This window comes from Polyangiaceae bacterium (assembly GCA_020633235.1).
Lineage (GTDB): Bacteria > Myxococcota_A > Polyangia > Polyangiales > Polyangiaceae > JACKEA01.
In genome coordinates this window covers 66,181-86,150 of record JACKEA010000009.1, presented here as the reverse complement: position 1 = coordinate 86,150, position 19,970 = coordinate 66,181, and the positions used below count along the sequence as shown (strand labels likewise).

The 19,970-nt window shown below is 66.9% G+C and carries 14 protein-coding genes; 5 read left to right on the top strand and 9 right to left on the bottom strand.

The window, feature by feature from the left end; translation table 11 throughout:
- Window positions 1–22: 22 nt before the first annotated feature.
- Window positions 23–3,082 (bottom strand): hypothetical protein, encoded by a 3,060-nt coding sequence (locus tag H6717_38440; protein ID MCB9582980.1) that lies wholly within the window; start codon window positions 3,080–3,082, stop codon window positions 23–25.
- On the bottom strand, window positions 3,079–7,176 hold the full coding sequence (locus H6717_38435; GenBank protein MCB9582979.1) for a hypothetical protein: 4,098 nt from the start codon (window positions 7,174–7,176) through the stop codon (window positions 3,079–3,081). Before H6717_38435 ends, H6717_38440 begins: the two co-directional genes overlap by 4 nt.
- Window positions 7,177–7,388: 212 nt before the next feature.
- Here H6717_38435 and H6717_38430 point away from each other — a divergent pair, with 212 nt between their 5' ends.
- The gene (locus tag H6717_38430) at window positions 7,389–8,450 is read left to right on the top strand and encodes a transcriptional regulator (protein ID MCB9582978.1); all 1,062 of its coding nucleotides are present in this window, start codon (window positions 7,389–7,391) and stop codon (window positions 8,448–8,450) included.
- On the opposite strand, the gene H6717_38425 is transcribed toward H6717_38430, so the two are convergent.
- Complete coding sequence (locus H6717_38425; GenBank protein MCB9582977.1) at window positions 8,447–9,091, bottom strand: lytic transglycosylase domain-containing protein; 645 nt, start codon at window positions 9,089–9,091, stop codon at window positions 8,447–8,449. The genes H6717_38430 and H6717_38425 overlap by 4 nt on opposite strands.
- Window positions 9,092–9,795: 704 nt before the next feature.
- Between H6717_38425 and H6717_38420 the strand changes: the two genes are divergently transcribed.
- The gene (locus H6717_38420) at window positions 9,796–10,125 is read left to right on the top strand and encodes a four helix bundle protein (GenBank protein ID MCB9582976.1); all 330 of its coding nucleotides are present in this window, start codon (window positions 9,796–9,798) and stop codon (window positions 10,123–10,125) included.
- A 763-nt stretch (window positions 10,126–10,888) separates the two neighbouring features.
- Window positions 10,889–11,218 (top strand): four helix bundle protein, encoded by a 330-nt coding sequence (locus H6717_38415; GenBank protein MCB9582975.1) that lies wholly within the window; start codon window positions 10,889–10,891, stop codon window positions 11,216–11,218.
- Window positions 11,219–11,469: 251 nt separating this feature from the next.
- Here the strand turns inward: H6717_38415 and H6717_38410 are convergent, their stop codons facing one another.
- The 4 genes from H6717_38410 to H6717_38395 all read right to left on the bottom strand — a co-directional run bounded on the left by H6717_38410 (window position 11,470) and on the right by H6717_38395 (window position 16,655).
- Window positions 11,470–12,039: a hypothetical protein gene (locus H6717_38410; GenBank protein ID MCB9582974.1), complete on the bottom strand. Its 570-nt coding sequence runs from the start codon at window positions 12,037–12,039 to the stop codon at window positions 11,470–11,472.
- A 184-nt stretch (window positions 12,040–12,223) separates the two neighbouring features.
- On the bottom strand, window positions 12,224–14,146 hold the full coding sequence (gene speA / locus H6717_38405) for a biosynthetic arginine decarboxylase (protein ID MCB9582973.1): 1,923 nt from the start codon (window positions 14,144–14,146) through the stop codon (window positions 12,224–12,226).
- A gap of 94 nt (window positions 14,147–14,240) precedes the next feature.
- The gene (locus H6717_38400; protein MCB9582972.1) at window positions 14,241–15,212 is read right to left on the bottom strand and encodes a CPBP family intramembrane metalloprotease; all 972 of its coding nucleotides are present in this window, start codon (window positions 15,210–15,212) and stop codon (window positions 14,241–14,243) included.
- 6 nt (window positions 15,213–15,218) lie between these two features.
- A complete protein-coding gene (locus H6717_38395; protein ID MCB9582971.1) occupies window positions 15,219–16,655 on the bottom strand; it encodes a glutamate--tRNA ligase in 1,437 nt (478 codons plus the stop codon).
- 243 nt (window positions 16,656–16,898) lie between these two features.
- Here H6717_38395 and H6717_38390 point away from each other — a divergent pair, with 243 nt between their 5' ends.
- Entirely contained in the window at window positions 16,899–17,237 is a 339-nt protein-coding gene (locus H6717_38390; protein ID MCB9582970.1) for a hypothetical protein, read from the top strand.
- 39 nt (window positions 17,238–17,276) lie between these two features.
- On the opposite strand, the gene H6717_38385 is transcribed toward H6717_38390, so the two are convergent.
- Window positions 17,277–17,786 carry a DUF2505 family protein gene (locus H6717_38385; GenBank protein MCB9582969.1) on the bottom strand — a complete coding sequence of 170 codons (510 nt, stop codon included), beginning with the start codon at window positions 17,784–17,786 and terminating at the stop codon, window positions 17,277–17,279.
- 118 nt (window positions 17,787–17,904) lie between these two features.
- Between H6717_38385 and H6717_38380 the strand changes: the two genes are divergently transcribed.
- Entirely contained in the window at window positions 17,905–18,648 is a 744-nt protein-coding gene (locus tag H6717_38380) for a heme exporter protein CcmB (protein ID MCB9582968.1), read from the top strand.
- A gap of 3 nt (window positions 18,649–18,651) precedes the next feature.
- Here the strand turns inward: H6717_38380 and H6717_38375 are convergent, their stop codons facing one another.
- Window positions 18,652–19,908 (bottom strand): (2Fe-2S)-binding protein, encoded by a 1,257-nt coding sequence (locus H6717_38375; protein ID MCB9582967.1) that lies wholly within the window; start codon window positions 19,906–19,908, stop codon window positions 18,652–18,654.
- Between the last annotated feature and the right edge of the window lie 62 nt (window positions 19,909–19,970).

Sequence of the window (19,970 nt, the reverse complement as noted above, 5' to 3'; positions counted from 1 at the left end):
AAGGCCAAAACCCGACGGGCCCTCAGCTCGGATTCTGGTCGAAGCAGCAGCGGTAGCCGACGTCGAACAGCTTGTACTGCGCATCCACCGTGAAGAAGGTGAAGTCGCAGCTGGCGCCATCTTCCGCCTGGGTGTTGAAGGCGCCACCCATGAGGGTGAAGAGACAGGTGCTGTTGGAGGCCGACTGGTTGCAGCCGTTGGGGCTGATGGGCGGCGGGTTGTAGGTGATTTCCCGCAGGTTGCCCATGATGTCCCGGATGTTGTTCTGGGCGGCGCTGTTGCTCTGCAGACCGCTCCAGTCCGCCCAGCAGTTGGCCAGGGCGCCGGACGCCGTGGGCAAGAGCCCATCCGTGATGCCGTTGCTCGCGTTCCCGTCGAAGTCGAAGGGTCCGATGTTGCACACGCGCGTTGCCGTTCCCGTGTAGGTGCCCGGCTGGTTGCAGGCGCCGGTGCGCGGGTTGTAGCCGTACTTGCAGTTCGCCGTCGCGTGGCACGCGGTCTGCCAGTCCGCGGTGGTGCACAGCCGGCCGCCGCGAGCAGCGCAGGTCTGCGCGGCTTCCACCGGCGTCACGTTGAACCAGGGCACCACGCCCGCCACGGAGCACGACTGCGTTTGATCCAGCGGTACGCCCGTGGGTGCCGATGTGTGGTAGCCGTTGCCGCTGCCCGGGTCCACGTTGGTGGCGCCCGGTCGGCTGGCCTCGTACTGGTAGACCCAGAGGTTCGAAGCCAGGCGAGTGACGGCGGGCTTGACCCAGTACGTCGTGTTGGTGCCCTTCGCCTGATAGGACTCGTCCACCACGCCGTCGCAGTCGTTGTCGACGTTGTCGCACAGCTCGGCGGATACCTTGCTGTTGTCCTTTACGGCGTTGCACGCCGTGGAGCTCGCGGTGGCGCACTGGTAGGTACCCACGCCCTTGCACGCGCCATGGCCCGGCGGCGGCAGACCGTCGTCGCTGGCGCAGGGCTGGCCCACGTAGCCCTGGTTCAAGACCGGGGGCTTGAAGTTCTCGTCAACGGCGCCGTTGCAGTTGTTGTCCTTGCTGTCGCAAGTGTCCACGGTGGCCGTGCAGTAGTCCGGCTTGGTGCCGGTGCAGTACCCACTCGGGAACGTGCAGTTCCAGCTGCCGGAGGTGCACGCCACGTTCACGCCGCTGGTGCAGCCGCTGTCCGTGGCCGCGGGGGAGACGCCGCACACCTGCACCGGGCTCGGCTTGTTGGTGATGTTCTCGTCCACCTGGCAGTTGCAGTTGTCGTCGATGCCGTTGCACTGCTCGTTGGCGGAGACGAAGCTGCAGAACTTCTCGCAGTCGTTGTTGTTGCCGTCGCAGTTGATGAAGTTCGCCTCACAACCGGTGCGGACGCAGGCGCCGCTCTGGCACGCCCACACGCCGTGGCCGTTGGGCGACAGCTGGGTGCAGTCGTTGCCACAGGAGCCGCAGTTCTTCACGTCGTTCTGCAGATCCGGCTGACCGTTGAGCACGCCGTCGCAGTTGGAGTCCTCGCCGCACTTGTCGCTGGTGGAGGTGGGGCCGATGGATCCGATGCAGCTCTTCACGCCGCCCACACAGGAGAGCGTGCCCTTCTTGCACGGCTGGGACACGCCCGGCGGGGGCGGGGTGGGGACGTTACAGTCGCCCATCGCGTCGCCCGGCGGGGTGGCGCACACCTTGTCGGAGGGGCCGCTGCGGGGCAGGCACAGCTTGCCGCCGCTGCACTGCGAGTCCTGGGTGCAGCTCTGCGGGGTACCGCTCCCGATCACGCCGTCGATCACGCCGTCGCAGTCGTCGTCTTGGCCGTTGCAGATGTCAGTGGTCGGGTCCACCTTGCCCACGCACACCAGCGCGCCGCTCTGGCATTGCTCCGTGCCCGTCTGGCAGTTGCCCACGGAGACGCCGCAGGTTCCGCCCTCGTCGATGGGGCTGTCGTCCGGCGTGCCGTCGCAGTCGTCGTCGATGTTGTTGCACGTCTCTTGGACGTCGCCGGGCTTGAGCACCTGGTTGCCGGTGGGGGCGTCGCACACGCCGTTGCGAACGCCCGTGGGCGGCAGGTTCGGATTGGTGCTGTTGATGGTGTTGGAATCGGGGTCACAACAGGTGATCTGACCGCCGATGCACTTCTTCAGCCCCTGGTGGGCGGAAGAGATGCACAGGCCCTGGGTGCCGCCGAAGCAGCTGTCGCCCACGTCCGGGTCCTGGGTTTCGAGATCCGAGTCGGCGTTGTCGATCTTGCCATCGCAGTCGTTGTCGATGCCGTCACAGATCTCCGGACCGGGGGTGGCGACGGGGCACTTGTACTCGCAGCCGTCGTCCGGGGACTTGTTGTTGTCGTAGTAGCCCGCGTCGCACTGGGCAATTTCGCACTTGGTGTTCGCGGTGGTGCACTGGGTGCCCGTCGGTGCGCTGGTGGTGCACTTCGGCGTGCCGTTGGGAACCACGCACTTGAGACCGCACTTGCCGCAGTTTTCCGTGTCGTCGCAGGTGTTCAGGTCTTCGTCGACGGTGCCGTCGCAGTCGTCATCCTTGCCGCAGCCGTCCACCCCGCCCGGGTCGGTGGTGTTGGTGCCGTTGGGGTTCCAGGGGCAGTTGTATTCGCAGCCGTCCTTGGGGTCCCCATTGATCTCGTACCAATCTTGCTCGCACTTTTCGTACTTGCAGGTGCCGGGGGTCTTGCCGTCCAACTTGGCCGGCGGAACGCAGGTGGGGTTGATGACGTGGGGCGGCGCTGCGCAGTTGTTGTCGCAAGTGCCGCAAGTCTGGGTGCTGGTGAAGTCGGCGTTCTCGTCGACCTTGCCGTTGCAGTCGTTGTCCAGCCCGTCGCAGATCTCGACGCCATTGTTGGTGGTCTTGCAGCCGCCGCCATCTCCGCCATCGACGTTGATGACGTTGCCGGTGCCGCCGTCGCCGCCGGCGTCGATGAGCCCGCCGTTGCCACCGCCGCCGTCGAAGTTGCTGCCGCTGGTGCCGCCTCCGCCGTCCTGATCACCGCAGTCGTCGAAGCAGAAGCTCGACGTGGTGCAGCCCGAGGCGCCGACCAGTCCCAGCAACGCACTGGACAAGAGAGCAAACGCCAGACGCTTCATTTCGAAGCTCCTTCGCTGGCCTTGGTGTGCCGCCTTCTGCGGCGTCTCAAGGCCATGGCGGAGAGCGCGACGCCGACCAGAGCGATGGGTGCGGCCGGAACGCGCCGCTCGGAACCGGAGGTACGGCAAGCACAGCCGCCACCACCCGTGGCCAAGCCCCACACGCCCTGCGGCTCTTCGTTCGTCGGCTTGGTGGTGCCGCCGCCAGTGCCGCCGGTGCCGGTGGAGCCGCCCGCACCGCCGTCCTTGCCACCGGTCCCGCCGCTGCCACCGCCGCCGGTGCCGCTGCTGCCACCGGTGCCTGCTTCCGGCGCCCAATCGCACTCGCCTTCGGCGCACACCTGGCCGCTCGGGCAAACCACGCCCTCGCAGGGGTCGTTGCCGCACTGGCCCGTCGTCGGGTCACAGTAGGCGCCGTTCGAGCAAGGCAGCCCACCTTCGGTCACGCACTTGCTGGGACCGCAGGAGAAGCCACCGTCGCCATCGGGTTGGCACACCTCGCCGTTGGCGCAGTCCGTGCCGCAACCGGTGTCCGTGCACTGGCCCTCCACGCACTCCTGACCCGCGCTGCAGGTCACGCCCGCGCAGCTACCCACGCAACGCGGTTCATCGAAGGTGGCGTTGGGTTTGCACACTTCGCCCGCCTGGCACGTGTTCGGGTCGCAGGGGTCGTCGACGCACACCCCGCCGTTGCACAGCTTGCCGGGATCGCAGCCGAAGAAGTAGCAATTGCCCACCGGCTGGCAGGTGCCTGCTGCGGCGCCCTGCTTGGCGCACTCTTGGCCGGTCGGGCAGGTAATGCCGTCGCACGGGTCCTTGCAGCTGTTGCCCTTGCACACGCACAGGGGCACGCCGCCGCCCGGACCGCACAAGACCTCACCGGTGCTCGAGTCCTTCACCGTCTTGGTGGAGCAGTCTCCGCAGTTGTCGCTGACGCAGAAGTTGCCGGCAGTCTGAGTCGTGCCGCTCTTGTTGACGGTCTTGCAGTCGCTGCCTGTGGGGCAGGGGAACTCGCCGGAGCCGCAGGGGCTCGCGCACTGGCACAATCCCGCCTGCACCTCCACACACGTCTTGCCCGGGCTGCACAGGTTCTGCGCGGCACCGCCATCGATGGTGGCCTCGTCGTCGATCTTGCCGTTGCAGTCGTTGTCGAGGCAGTCACACGCTTCGGGTTGCGGCCCCACGCCGCCGGTGCACACGAACTTGCCCTTGTCACACGAGAGCTTGCCCTTCTTGCACTCGCCCTCGTCGGTGCCGCAGGCGTCGCCGATCTTCTGGTTGGGATCCAACGGATTGGTGGTTCCGTCGATGCCATCCGGCGCCGGGCCGGGCTCGTCGATCAGCCCGTCGCAGTCGTTGTCCTTGCCATCGCACACCTCCGGCTGGGGACCTTGGCCGCCCACGCAGACGGGCACCGTGGGATTGTTCGGGTCGCACTGATTCACGCCAGGGCTGCATTCGCCCTTGGTGCGATCCCCGGGGTACAGGTTGGTGTCGTAGGTCGGCGTGCAAGAACCACCGATGGGCAGGCCATTGTCGATGGTGCCATCGCAGTCGTTGTCCTTGCCGTCGCAGATCTCCGGCGTCCCTCCCTTGCCATTGCACTTGATGACGCCGTTGTCACAGATGTTCACGCCGGTGGTGCACTCGCCCACGTTGATTCCGCAGGAGTCTCCGATCGGGGAGCCCAGGCCGTCGTCCTTGGTGCCGTTGCAGTTGTTGTCCACGCCGTCGCACACCTCGGGGGTGGGCAGCTTGCCGCCTTGGCACTTCCAGCCGTTGGCGCCATCGCACACCAGCGAGCCCGTCTGGCAGGGCGTGCTCAGGCTGCCCACGCCGTTGCAGGTCGCCCCCGCGGGCGGGCACCAGTGCAGGTTCTGGTGCTGGCAGCAGTTGCCGCTGTTCTGCCAGCAGCCGGGGGTGCTCGGCTGATCCGTCAGCGGCGCGTTGTCCGCCGTGCCGTCGCAGTTGTCGTCGAGGCCGTTGCAGGTTTCCGGCTGTGGCTGCACGCCGCCCTGGCACACCAGCACGCCACCGACGCAAGCGGTGGTGCCCTTCTGGCACTGGCCGGTGGAGGTACCGCACACGTTGCCCACGCCGGGAACGTTGTCGTCCACCACCCCGTTGCAGTCGTTGTCGATGCCGTCGCAGACCTCGGGCGTGGGGCCCACCCAGCCGCTGCAGGTACCGTTGCAGGGCTTGAGGCCCTTGAGGCACTGGCTGTTGGGGTGGGCGGCGTCCTGGTACACGAGGCCGGGCTGGCCGGGGATCTCGCACTCCGTGGGGGCGATGCCTTCGTCCACGGTGCCGTTGCAGTTGTTGTCCTGGCCGTCGCAGATTTCCGCCTGCGGGGAGTTGTTGCAGGTGCCGAAACCCTTGGGCACGCCGCTACCGACGCAGCCACCCACCGGGACGCTCACGCCCTTGCTCAGGCACACGCGCTTGCCGGCGCAGTTGGTCGGCGGTGAGAATCCGCAGTCGATGTCCGCCACCCCGTTGTCCGCCACGCCGTCGCAGTCGTTGTCGCAACCGTCGCAGATCTCGGCGCTGGGCTGGCAGTTGTTCGGGCAGGCGCTGTAGGGCACGCCGCTGCCGCTCGAGTTGTCGATGATGGCGTCGCAGTCGTCGTCCTGGCCGTTGCAAGTCTCGGCCTGGGGGCAGTGAGCGGGGCTGCCGCACTTGTTGAAGCCTTCGTCGGTGCTGCCGTTACAGTTGTTGTCGCTGTTGTCGCACAGCTCCTTCGGGTCGTAGCAGAGCCAGTTCTGCGGCTGGGTCTGTTGCGTGGCGGTGGTGCAAGGCAAGAGCGTCAAGTCACCGGTCGGATTGCCGGGAGTGATCGAGCCCTGGTAGTTGTTCAGACAGGTGGTGCGCTGAGTCTGGTTGCTCCAAGCGCAGCACTGGCCAGACGGCTTGATGTTGCAGTAGTGCTTGTAGCCTTCGTCCGTGCAGCCGTTGCAGTTGTTGTCGGTGTTGTCACAGGTCTCCGGCTTGATGGCGCTGGAGATGATGTTCGACAGGGCCTGGGACAGCTGCGCTTCGTTCGCCGTGGAGTAAGCGCTGCCCGTTCCGCCGCAGCTGGCGATGTGCCCGGCCGCGACCAAGTCCGCACCGGCGAACGCGATGACGTGGGTGCGGACCTTGAAGTTTTGCCCACCGAAGGTGATGCCCTGCGTGTAGAGGCGGTCGGCCTCGTAAGTCGCCAGTCGCTCCCCGGAATTGTTCAGGTAGGAGCCGAAGCCAGCGCGGCAGCCGCCCGCGATAGGCGTGGGATTGACGCCCGAATCGCAGGTCTCGTCGCCGTCCGTGATCAGGATGATGTTCAGCGAACGGCAGGAGCGCTCGCCCTGCGCCAGCGTTCCGATCGGGCTCGCCAGCGTGGTGGAGGACCACTTGTCGGTATAGGTCCCGGAGAAGTAGCGATGCATGTCGAACAAGACGCCGCCGAGGGGCGTGTTCGAGTTGGCACCGAGCTCACCGTTCCAGGTTCCGTTGCCGTTGTTGACGCCGTTGTTGGTTCCGCAGGAGTTGTCGGCCATCTGCAGGATGGTTCCGACGTTGGTCGGGTCTTGCGGCAGCGACCAATAGTGATCTTGCAGCATGGGGACCACGACGTGACCGCCGGAGTGCACGTTCTGGGAGAGCGTCGGCTCGTTCAGCCAAGGTCCGCAGAAGTTGTTGGTCCCCGGCGCGTAGACGGCGCTGCAGGTACCGCTGCTCGGGCAGTCGTTGGGGTTCGCTGCGCCGGTGCATTCGTTGCGCCAAGCAAAGGTGGCGAGGCCGAAGTTCACCTCGCCCGCGAAAGCCTGCACGGTGTTCTTGAGCGCACAGCGTCCATGGCCGATGCGATTGTTGGGGTATCCGCAAGAGTTGGTGGTCGACACCGTGCTGGTCATCGAGCCCGACGTGTCGAAGGCGATCATGAAGTAGGGCTTCGACGGAGACGGCCAGTCCTTGGGGTCTTGCGACAAGCACGCCGGAGGCTCCTGAGCGCGGGCGATGCTGGGCGCGAGGGCCGCGCTGACGGCAACACCCACGAGCAGTACTGCCGTAGCTTTGGAGGCAAGACGGAAGACCTTTTGGCGATTTCGGCTCATGTCACGCTCGGTCCGCTGTGTCCGCTGAGGCAGACGTTCGTGCCGTGTGCGCCGCATCCCCGCGGCGACGCCCGACACAAGAAGGGGATCATTGTCGAAGGTACACCCCTCCATCCGGGGTCTCAAGACTCACGAAGCGGAGAAAAGACCTACCTTGTCGCACACGTAGGGCGGGTGTCGACGCGCGGCCCGCGATCTAGGAGGCTCGACCCATGAAGAAGGTCGGACGGCCGAGCGGACGCTTCACCCAGCACCGACGCCTCGACATGCTCCAAGAGCTCTTGGCGCGGCACCCGCGTGGCCTCTCGCTTTACGATCTCGCGGATTCCTTGGACGTGAGCCCGCGCACGCTGCGTCGCTACCTCAAGGAGATCGAACGCGAGTACAACCTCGAGAGCAAGGCCGTGCGGGGCGGCGGGCCGCTGCTCTGGCGCATCCGGGCCAGTGAGCTCCCCCGCAAGGTGGAGCTCCGACGTACGCAGGCGTACGCCATTCTGGCCGCGCGGCGGCTGTTCGAGCCGATGCGAGGGTCGGCCTTGTTCGACGAGATCGATCTCGCCATCACCAAGCTCCTCGCCTTCGCCCAGCGACCGGGTCGCGGCCCGAACGCCGGCCTCGCGGACGCCCGGCTCGAGGACCGCTTCTTGTACCTGCCCCACGCTCCCAAGAACTACCGCGAGAAGACCGACGAGCTCGACGACCTGTTCCAGGCCGTGTCGGACCTCCGACCCCTGACGCTTTCCTACCGCAGCGCGGGCAAGGCCAGTGAGGAGCGCATCACCATCCACCCCTACGCCATGGTGCTGCACCGAGACTCCATCTACTGCGTGGCCCAACACGTCGACAAGGGCGACATCCGCACGTTCCTCCTCGACCGCATGCGCGACACCGAATGCTCCTATACCCAGCGCTTCGAGCTGCCCGAGAGCTTCGACGTGGAGGACTACTTTCAGGGCGAATTCGGCATCTGGAAGGGCCGCGAAAAGCACAAGGTCGTGATCGATTTCGACGCCCGCGCGGTGGAGTACGTGCGCATGCGCAAGGTCCACGCCACGCAGAAACTCTCCGGTATCGCCGGGGGCGGAGTGCGTTTGACCATGACCGTGGGCAACCTCAATCCGGTCACCAGCTGGGTGCTCGAGTGGGGCGCCCGCGCCCGCGTGGTGTCACCGCCGGAGCTCGTGGAACGCGTGAAGGGCGAGCTCGCCGGAGCGCTCGCCGGCTACGACAAGAGCCCCGCCAAGAAGAAGACCAGCAAGAAGCGCCGCCCTTAGCGCGCGCCGTACATCGCCGTGACCGTGCGGTAGTGACGATAGTAGGCGAGCACCTTGGCCACGTACTGCCGCGTTTCTTCGTAGGGCGGAATGCCGCCGTAGCGAATCACGGCGTTTTCACCGGCGTTGTATGCGGCGATGGTGAGCTCCAGATCGCCGTTGAACATGTTGGCCAGCACGCGCAGGTAGCGCACGCCGCCAAAGATGTTCTGCCGTGGGTCGAAGGAGTCCGTCACCATCATGCGCTCGGCGGTCTCCGGCACCAGCTGCATCAAGCCATGGGCGTTCGCGTGGGACACTGCGCGCGGGTCGTAGTCGCTCTCCACCTTGATCACCGCGCGCACCAGCTCTTCCGGGATTTGATACAGGGTGGCGGCGTGGCGAATGTGGACGTCGTAGCGGGTGAAGCGCTCCGGCGAGCTGTCCGACGGCATCACCGCGCTCACCTTCGGGCGATCCTTCGCCACCAGCTTCCCGCCCTTGGATGGGGAGTTCGTGAACGAGATCACGCCGTCCTTGTCCACCGTCTTGTAGATGTCCGCGCGGCCGGAGGTGGCCAGCGTCAGAGTGGCCGCCGCAAAGGTCGTGGCCAGACGGCGGGACCAGCGGGAGACGGAGGGAGACCAGCGGAGCGGGTTCATCGGTGACACGCAAATCGTAGCCAGGGCGAAGGCCCCGCGTCCAGGAAACGCCGCTCTCTGGGACCGCATTCCAAAGATTTTTCAAGGGCTTGTCGGGGCGCCGCGGAAACACCGCGAAAAGCTGGACGTCGCGGAAACGCCCAGCGTCGCGGCTGCGGAGAGCGGATGCGGACGCGGACGCGGATGCGGAGGCGGATGCGGATGCGGATGCGGAGGCGGAGGCGGCTGCGGAGAGCGGATGCGGGAGCGGAGGCGGAGAGCGGCTGCGGAGAGCGGCTGCGGAGAGCGGCTGCGGGGAGCGGATGGGGGGAGCGGATGCGGGCGCGGGCGCGGACGCGGCTGCGAACGCGGACACGGAGCCCGGACGCGGCTGCGGATGCGGAGAGCGGATGCGGCTGCGGCGGCTGCGGGTGCGGAGAGCGGATGCGGCGGCTGCGGCTGCGGCTGCGGAGAGCGGAGACTGGAGGCGGCGAGCTGCGAAAGGGTGCGTGTGCGACGGACGTGCGGGGGTGAGGAAGCGCGAGGATGAAGCTTCTGTTCTGCTGCGGGGCTTCTGATCGTACCGGCGTGCTCGGCCGCCTCCAGGGGCATGCCCGCGCGCTGCGCGCGCGGCGCCTGCGGCGCCCTGGACCCGGCCTGCGCGCGCCTGGGGCGGGGGTGGGTGCCCCTCGCAGGGTGCGAGCGGGAGAACACGGGAGTGCGTGATGCTCAGAATCTACTCGGACATGCTCGATTGGATCGAAACGTTGGCGGAGCTCATCGAGCGCATCGAAAAGCACGATCCAGATCTCGCGCGGCAGCTTCGCCGAGCGTCGCGGTCGGTCGTCTTGAACACCGCAGAAGGAATGGACGCGCGCGGCAGGAACAAGAGCGCCAAGTACACCATCGCGCTCAGCGAGATGCGCGAGAGCTACGCGGCGCTGGAGGTCAGTGTCAGGCTTCGCTACATCCCGCCACTTCCAGCCGCCATCGAAGATCGCTCGCAGAAGATCATCGGCACCTTGTACCGGCTGGCGCATTCTCGAGCGCGCTGAAGGACCAGATGAAGGGCGCAGCGTGTGTTGCGCCCTTCACCTGGACGGCTGCGGCTGCGGCTGCGGTGAGCGGGGGCGGCTGCGGCTGCGGCTGCGGTGAGCGGAGTGCGGGATGCGGGCGCGGACGCGGGCGCGGATGCGGGCGCGGATGCGGGCGCGGATGCGGACGCGGAGAGCGGATGCGGACGCGGACGCGGACGCGGATGCGGAGAGCGGATGCGGATGCGGAGAGCGGATGCGGACGCGGACGCGGATGCGGAGAGCGGATGCGGATGCGGAGAGCGGATGCGGAGAGCGGATGCGGAGAGCGGATGCGGAGAGCGGATGCGGAGAGCGGATGCGGAGAGCGGATGCGGATGCGGAGAGCGGATGCGGATGCGGAGAGCGGATGCGGATGCGGCGGGCGCGGAGAGCGGAGAGCGGATGCGGCTGCGGCGGGCGCGGAGAGCGGATGCGGCTGCGGCGGGCGCGGAGAGCGGATGCGGCTGCGGCGGCGGCGGCGGCTGCGGAGAGCGGAGACTGGAGGCGGCGAGCTGCGAAAGGGTGCGTGTGCGACGGACGTGCGGGGGTGAGGAAGCGCGAGGATGAAGCTTCTGTTCTGCTGCGGGGCTTCTGATCGTACCGGCGTGCTCGGCCGCCTCCAGGGGCATGCCCGCGCGCTGCGCGCGCGGCGCCTGCGGCGCCCTGGACCCGGCCTGCGCGCGCCTGGGGCGGGGGCGGGTGCCCCTCGCAGGGTGCGAGCGGGAGAACACGGGAGTGCGTGATGCTCAGAATCTACTCGGACATGCTCGATTGGATAGAAGACCTGGCGGAGCCCATCACTCGGGTCGAAAAACACGATCCAGATCTCGCGCGGCAACTTCGCCGAGCGTCGCGGTCGGTCGTCTTGAACACCGCAGAAGGAATGGATGCGCGCGGCAGGAACAAGAGCGCCAAGTACACCATTGCGCTCAGCGAGATGCGCGAGAGCTGCGCGGCGCTGGAGGTCAGTGTCAGGCTTCGCTACATCCCGCCACTTCCAGCCGCCATCGAAGATCGCTCGCAGAAGATCATCGGCACCTTGTACCGGCTGGCGCATTCTCGAGCGCGCTGAAGGACCAGATGAAGGGCGCAGCGTGTGTTGCGCCCTTCACCTGGACGGCTGCGGCTGCGGCTGCGGTGAGCGGGGGCGGCTGCGGCTGCGGCTGCGGTGAGCGGAGTGCGGGATGCGGGCGCGGATGCGGGCGCGGATGCGGGCGCGGATGCGGGCGCGGATGCGGGCGCGGATGCGGGCGCGGATGCGGGCGCGGGTGCGAACCGCGGATGCGAACGCGGGTGCGGGCGGTAGGTAGGCGCGGGACGGGCTCAGAACGCCGCGCCGCCGCGGGAGACGACGCCGCGCGCTTGCAGCAGGTACACGTGGTACTGGCTGCTCAGGATGTTGGCGGAGAAGGGATCCGCGCTGGCGCTCATGCGTGAGCTCCACTCGCTCTGGATGCGCTCGAAGCGCGCCGGATCGAGACCGAACTGCGCGTAGGCGCTGGGGCCGGCGGCTTCGGCGCTGGCCACGATGTAGGCCAGGCGATCCAGGGTCACGCCGTCCACCGGGTCGAGCACGTTCATCGGGAACGCGTAGCTCTTCGCCGCCATGTCCTTGATCTGTACCTCGAGACCCACGCGCGCCGCGCCGAAGGCGAAGTCCGGGTTGTTCTTGTGGCGCATGGCGAAGGCGCCGCGGACCTCGTCCCAGTGGTCCTCGTTCTTCAGCCCGTAGCGGGCGTAGGTGGCCTTCAGGGCCTCGGGGCTCTCGCGCTCCGCCTGATCGATCTCGTGGCTGGCTCGATAGTAGCCGTCGACGTCGTCCGGGTTCAGCGCCGCAAAGTTGGGCTTCTTCTCGCCGCCAATGCCAAAAATCGAAAGAATCGTGTCGAGCATGGTTCGTCCTCCGGGCCGGCGACGGTGCCGAGCCATGCCCAATATTCGCTCACGGGGCGCCAGAGCTTCTTCAGCGGCGGCTGAGCAGAAGCTCAAGATTTCCTTCGCCGGGCGGCGCGACGGCACCGCGGCGGACCGACAACCTGAAGACGAAGAGGCCCGGGCTGGGAGCGGGGGTGAGCCGCTATTCCGTGAGGTACGTGTAGCTGCGCAGCGCGGATTCGTAGTGCTGCATGAGGGTGCGCATCTGCTCCGTCGTGAGGCGTCCGCTGGCCACGGCGCGCTCGGCCTGGCGGCGCACTGCCTCCACCATGTGATCGGGGATGTACTCCACGTAGCGCAGCACCTCTTCGATGCTGTCGCCCTTGATCACGTGGCGGAGCTCGTAGCCTTCATCCGTGACGCTCACGTGGATGGCGTTGGTGTCGCCGAACAAGTTGTGGAGGTCTCCGAGGATCTCTTGGTAGGCGCCGTTCAGGAACATGGCCAGGTAGTACGGCTCGCCACGGCGGAACTCGTGCACCTCGAGGACCTTCTTGTCCTCTTCCACGTCGATGAAGCGGTCGATCATGCCGTCGCTGTCGCAGGTGAGATCCGCGAGGCGTGCGGTGACGTCCGGCTCTTCCTCGAGCCGGTGGATGGGCATGATCGGGAACAGCTGATCGATGGCCCAGATGTCCGGCGCGGACTGGAACAGACTGAAGTTGCAGTAGTAGATGGAGGAAAGCGTCTGCTCCAGGTGCCAGAGCTCTTCCGGCACGAACTTGAGCCGCCGCAAGCGTTCCTGGATCTTCTCGCAGCAGGCCCAGAACAGGCGCTCCGCTTGGGCGCGCTCCCGGAGGCCCAAGTAGCCGTACTTGAAGAGGTTCTGCGCTTCTTCCTTGCCCTGGGACGCGTCGTGGAAGCTCTCCTGGACGTTCTTGGCGCTGATGCCCTTGTACGTCTCGTACATGTCCTTGAGCAGCCGGTGGGCTTCCGCTGTGGGCTCCACCGGCTCGCCGAAGCGCACCTCGCTGGAGCCAACCACCTCGAACACGAGCACGGAGTGGTGAGCGGCCACCGCGCGGCCGCTCTCGCTGACGAGCGTGGGGGGGGCCACGTTGGCCTTGGTGCACGCTGCCTGGACGTGAGAGACGATGTCCGCGGCGTACTCGCCGAGGGTGTAGTTCTTGGACGCGTGGAAGTCCGTCTTGGAGCCGTCGTAGTCGATGGCGAGGCCGCCGCCGACGTCCAAGTAGCCCATCTCGCAGCCCATCTTGGCGAGCTCCACGTAGATGTTGGCGGCTTCCTGGATGGCGTTCTTGATCGGGATGATGCTCGAGATCTGACTGCCGATGTGAAAGTGCAGGAGCTTCAGGGAATCGAGCATGTCCTTCTCGGCCAGCCGATCCACGAGCTCCACCACCTCCGAGGTGGTGAGACCGAACTTGGCGCGGTCCCCCGCGGAGTCCGCCCAGCGGCCCACGCCCTTGGCCGTGAGCTTGGCGCGCACACCGAGCACCGGGCGGATGCCGAGCTTTTCCGACGCGCGGAGCACGACGTCGAGCTCGTCCGCGCGTTCCATCACCACGATCACCGTCTTGTCGAACTTCTGCGCGACGAGGGCGGTTTCGATGTAGCTCAGGTCCTTGTAGCCGTTGCAGATGATGAGGCCGCCCACGTCCTGCATGGTGGCCAGCGCGATGAGCAGCTCCGGCTTGGACCCGGCTTCCAGCCCGTACTGCCAGGGCCGGCCGGCTTCCACGATGGTCTCCACCAGGTGGCGCTGCTGGTTCACCTTGACCGGGAACACGCCACGGTAGCTCGCCGGATACTCGTGCTCGCGGATGGCTTGCTGGAAGCACTCGTTCAAGCGACGGATGCGGTGTGCGACGATGTCGGAGAAGCGGATCAGGACCGGGAGATCGATGCCGCGCTCCTTCACGCCCTGAGTGAGCTCGTGCAGATCGATGCTCGCGTTACGATCCGGATCCGGCGTGACGACCATCCGGCCACGTTCGTTGACCGAGAAGTAGGGCACGCCCCAGCCGTTCACCTGGTAGAGCGCTGCGCTCTTCGCTGGCGTCCAGCCGCCGCTGTCGCTTCCGTTGTCGCTCGAGTCGTTCAATCCAATCCTCCACCGGGCTTCTGCCGCGGCGCTCCATTACCCCGCGTCGGGCGAAGATTGTGCAACAAAGTGGTGGCAGGCAAACCCCCAGGGGCTAGCCGGGCGCCCAGAAGTGAACTGGGAGTGCGCCGCGCTTCCACAGAGCCAGGAAATCCATCAAGAACGCCACGGTGATGTGGACCAGGAAGCCGGAGTAGATGCTGCGGGTGCGCATGGCCAGGGAGCCCAGGACGATGCCGGCGACGATGGCGCCGTTCGCCTCCAGGTAGGGCTTGCCGTAGTGGATCATGCAGTAGGGCACGGCCATGGCGAAGATGGCCCCGGCGCCCATGCTCTTGCGCAATGCCCCGACGATCCAACCGCGGAAGAACATTTCCAGCGACAGGAACTGCAGCCAGTAGATGCCTTCCCAGATCAGGAAGTCGAACCAGCTGCGGGAGCTCGCCTTGTAAAACGGGTAGTAGTTGCCGAAGTCCGGCTGAGAGGCGACCAGCAGCATGGCGGGCAACACCACCGCCAAGCACAGCCCGTAGATCCATAGGTGGCTGAAGAAGCCGCGCACCCGGTAGCCCATGTCGAGCAGGCTGTCCTTCGGGAACAGCAGCTTCCAAAGAGGCAGCGGCACCAGCACGTAGCCGATCACGCGGGTCGCCACCCACCAGCAGTAGCCGTAGTACTCGTCGTACTTGTGGAGCTTCACCCAGCTGGCGCCACCCCGCTCCAGCTCCTGCAGCCAGGGTCGGATCAGCTGGTCGTAGAACTGCCGCCCGCCGTAGTACTCCTGCAAGGTGAGCACCACCGCGACGATCACCATGCAGGCGGCAGGCCGCAGATCCATCACGTCTTTGGCTTCTTGCTCGGCGCGGTAGGCGGCGGCTTCGTGGTTCAGCTGTCGCCAGGTGTCCTTGAAGAACCAGTAGATGACGGGGGCGATGGCCGCCAAGATGGGGATCGGTAGCAGCGCCTTGATCGGCGGGTAGCCGAGCAAGGAGTCGAACCACGAGACCACGTGCAGCCGGGTCAGCGGCAGCGTCAGGTTTTCGGGAGCCGCGATCAGCGGGTGCATCGCTTCTCAGCCGGCCTTGGCGATTTCCGCGGCCTTCGACAGGCGCGCCAGGCTCTTGGCCTTGCCCAACACCACCATCACGTCGAACAGCGGCGGGCTCGCGGTGCGACCGGTGAGCGCGACCCGCGCCGGCTGCGCCACTTCCTTCATCTTGAGCCCACGGCTCTCGACCAGCTCGCGGAGCGCGGACTCCAGCTTCTCCGCTTCCCAGGGCTCCACGCTCTGATACAGCGCGGCGAGCGCCTCGAGCTGCGGCGCTGACGCCGGGGTCAAGAACTTGGTCTTCGCCGCGGCGTCGAGCTCGGGCGGCTCGCGGAAGTAGTAGTCGACGGCGTTGGCCGCATCCACCAGCGTGCGGGCGCGCTCGCGCACCGTGCCGATGGCGGCGCGGAGCTGGTCATCCGCAGCTCGGTCGATGCCGCGGGCCGTGAGGAACGGCTTCACCCACGCCGCATACTCGTCCACCGTGGTGAGCTCGGGATCCTTGAGGTGCTCGAAGGCGACGTCGGCAAATTTCTTCTCGTCGAACTTGCCGTCGCTCTTGTTCACGCGCTCCCAAGTGAACAGCTGAATCAGCTCGTCCCGGCTGAAGATCTCCTGATCTCCGTGGGACCAACCGAAGCGAACCAGGTAGTTCAAGACGCCCATCGGCGTGTAGCCGCGGTCGCGATAGTCCTGCACGCCGACGGAAGCATTGCGCTTGCTGAGCTTGTCCCCCTTGGGCGAGAGCATCATGGGCAAGTGGGCGAAATCCGGCGGATCCCAGCCAAATGCCTGGTACAGCAGCACCTGCTGCGGCGTGTTGCCGATGTGATCCCGACCCCGCGCCACCAACGTGATGCCCATCTCGTGGTCGTCGACCACCGCGGCCAAGTTGTAGAGCGGGAAGCCGTCGGTGCGCACGATGACGAAGTCCTGCTGCACCTCGTTGGGCGTGCTCACCTCGCCGAACACCTTGTCGACGAAGCGCGTGACGCCGCTGTCCGGTGACTTGAAGCGCACCACGTGGGGCAGGTCCGGCGAGTCCTTGCGATTGCGACAGGTGCCGGGGTAGACGAACTGCGCCTTCGGGTCTTTCGCCTTGAGCTCCGCGCGGGCCCGGTCGAGCTCTTCCTTCGTGCAGTAGCAGCGGTAGGCGTGCCCGCGCTCAATCAAGCGCTCCACTGCCGCGCGGTACAGATCCTTGCGCTCGCTTTGGAAGTACGGGCCGCGGTCGCCTCCCACCTCCGGCCCCTCGTCCCAGTCGAGGCCGAGCCAGCGCATGGAGTCGAGGATGGCGCGAACGCTCTCGATGCTCGAACGGTCCTGGTCGGTGTCCTCGATACGCAGGATGAACTGGCCGCCTTGGCTTCGCGCCCACAGCCAGTTGAAGAGCGCCGTGCGCGCGCCTCCAATGTGCAGATAGCCGCTGGGTGACGGAGCGAAGCGCACGCGCGGAGACATGAGGGCCGCGCGTTAGCATTTGGTGCGCTGCGAGTCATCCGGCGCTCCAGGGTGGTTCCGCGCCGGGCCGACAAAAACCAAAAAGCCGGGGAAAAGCCCTGCCTAGCTCGTAGAAATGGTGCTACAAACCATTGGTTTCATTGGTTTTTTGGTCCGGCGCGAGACCCGTGTTGCGCGGCCGGCCCACCATTGCTAAAAGGCCCGCCCCCGTCGCTGCCTGCTTGGGCAGCACAGGAGACGACGATGAAGAAGACTCCCCTGGCCGTGGTCAAGGAGCGGTTCGAGAGCAAGGAAAAGCTCGTCGAAGCCGTTCAGAATCTCGCAACCGAAGAGCTGTGGCTCGACCGCGTGAACGACGACAAGGGTCTCGCTCGCGTCTCCAACGAGAAGCTCCTCCGCCTGCACGACGTGCTGTCCACCGTGAAGAAGGACTTCGGCAGCCGCGACAAGCTCATCGGCTCCATCCTCGAGCTGGAGAAGCGCACCAAGGACGAGGGCTACAAGACCCGTCTTCAGCGCTACCCCACTCCGCGGCTGCTCGATCTTCATCGAGCCGTCTCGCGTCGCACGAAGAAGAACTGAAGCCAGCGGGGCGAAAGCGCCCCGCTGCTCCGTGCGAGCTCAGAGGCCCTTCTCGGCCACGAACTTGTTCGTGAACTCGGCGGCTTTGGCGTAGCTGGTCTGCATGTCGCCGATGATCTGCTTCTCTAGCAGACCGCCGATGCCGAAGATCTTCGCGTTCACGCTGCACTCGAACACGCGCTTGAGCTTACCGTCGCCCTCCGGCTTCGTGTACATCTTGCCCGTGATGTTGATCTTGTCCGCCAACTTGTTGGGCGTGATCTTGATCGAGTACTTTCGCGTCGCCTTGTCGTAGACGCCTTCTTCTTCGTACCCCAGACCATCACCGATCAGCTTCTTGACCGGGCCCGGCATGGGACCGAGCTTGGGCACCACGTTGACGGTGCGGCGGACTTCCTTGTCCCCGTCCTCGGACTTGGTCACCTCGTAGTGAGGAAACTCCAGCGCTTCCTTGAACATGCGCTGGTTGTATTCCTCGTCGAAGAAGATCTTGTCCCAGAAGGTGTCTTCACTGCAGTTGTAGGTGTGCTCGATGACTACGTCGGCCATGGCGCGGCAGGGTAGTCGAGGCCCGCGCGGCGCGCGACCTCAGAGTGCCCAGCGCCCGGCTCGAGAGCCGCTCTTGCGATGGCGTGAGCTCGGGGCTTGGCGCATAATCGCCGCCCTCATGGTCGACGATCCCGCCGCCGAAGCGCCCTTGGTCCGTGGCAAGGACCGGACGCCGCCCCGCCCACCCGGGTGGTGGACGCAGGCTACGGTGATCTTGGGGAAGGACCTCCGCATCGAGGTGCAGAGCGGAGAGGTGGTGACCACCAGCGCGTTCTTTGCGGCGTTGGTGGTGGTGATCGCGTCGTTCTCGCTGTTCGGCGGCCCCACCTCCAAGCGCTTGGTGGCCTCCGCCGTGATCTGGCTCAGCATCGCCTTCGCCGCGGTGTTGAGCTTGGCGCGCGCCTGGCAGCGCGAACGCGAGGAAGGCGCGCTGACGGGGCTCTTGGTATCGCCGGTGTCGCGCAGCGCGATCTTCGCGGGCAAGGCGGTGGGTCTGCTCTCGTTCTTGGCGGTGGTGGAGATCGTGGTGGTGCCGCTCACGGCGCTGCTCTTTTCCGTGGATCTCTTGAAGTACTCCGCCGGGCTCATCGCCATCATCGCGGTGGCGACGCCGGGGATCGCCGCTACGGGAACGCTGTTCGGCGCGATGACGGTGCGCACACGCGCGCGGGATCTGCTGCTCGCCATCGTGCTGTTTCCGCTGCTCGCGCCCACGCTGCTCACCGCGGTGGCGGCGACGCGGGAGCTGTTCGGCGGCGCGCCGTTTTCCGAGCTCGGGGACTACTTCAAGCTGATGGGCGTGTTCGACGTGGTGTTCGTCAGTGGTGGGCTGACGCTGTTCGGCACGCTGGTCGAGAGCTGAGACTCAGCTGAGGGAGCGCTGGACGGCGGCCGCGACGCGTGCCGCGTCCGCCACGCGTCCGGGCCCGAGCACGCTTCCGGCAGCCCAGGTCTCCGGCGCCACCTGACCGTCCGCGCTGGCGCGCGGACAGTAGCCGCGGGGCGGCGAGAACGGCGCTTCGGCGCCCGCTTGAACGGCGAGCTCGAAGGCCGGCGCGCCGGGGCCGTCGACGAGCACTGCGTCGGCATCGAGCTTGTGCTTCTTGGGGCCGTCGCGCACCACAACACCGCTCACGCGGGAGTCTCCGTTGACGGCGATGACGTTCTCGGGCGCCACCCGGGAGATGTCGATGACTCCTCGAGCCGCGTTGGCAAAGGCATCGGCGTAGCGGCCGTTGCCGATCAGCACCACCTTGCGTCCCGCGGCGATGCCGCCATTCCAGAGCCACAGGGCGGCGCGGGCGGACAGGGTGCCAGGGATGTCGTTGCCTTCGTAGGCCAGCGCGACGTCGTGCTCCCCCGGCGCGAGCACCACGCGCTTGGCGCGGGCCAGGGTGGCGCCCCGTTCGTCGATCAACAGTGCCCACAGGCCCGGTCCCGCTTCCGGCTCTCGCGATAGCGCGATGGCCGTCGTACGGGGCGCGAGCTCCGCGCCCGCGGCTCGGGCGGCGCCGATTCGCTCGGCCACGCGCTCGGGGGCCAGCGCGCCGAGGGCGCCACCGAGGTGGGGACCATCGTCGACCAGCAACGTTTGCAGACCAGCGAGCTCGCCGGCAACCGCGAGGCCCGTGTTGCCCCCGCCCACGATCAGCACGTCGACGTCTCGACGGCGCGCGGCAGGAGTCTCGAGATCCGCGTCGGGCATGCGTCCGAGACCGGCGATGCGACGCGCGAACTTTTGCACCACGGTGGAGACGCCGGCCACGCCGGCCAGCAGGCGATGGTGATCCATGCCGCGGGGGAACAAGAAGTCCGTCGCCCGCAAAACGTCCAAGCTGCGCGAGCCGAGCACGTTTTGGGTGTCGACCTGCTCGCCCCCCTGTACCGGGTGCAGGCAGGTCATGACGTTGGGGTCGCCGTTCACCCGCGCGAGGCAGCCCTCGCACGCTCCCCGCAGGCAATAGGGGCCCCGCGGTCGATGCAGCTTCGGGCTTCGGGTGAGGAGCACGCGATCGGCGCCGATCAGCGTCCAGGCCAGCGGCTCCCCGCGTTCGGCCACCACCACGTCCCCGTCGTGCACCACCTCGACGGGGTTTTGGGGAGGCTCACGGCGGTAGGCCATGGCCACCGCATACCCGCGCTGCCGGCGGCCTGGCCAATGCTTTCGTCATGGCCGGCCGCGGC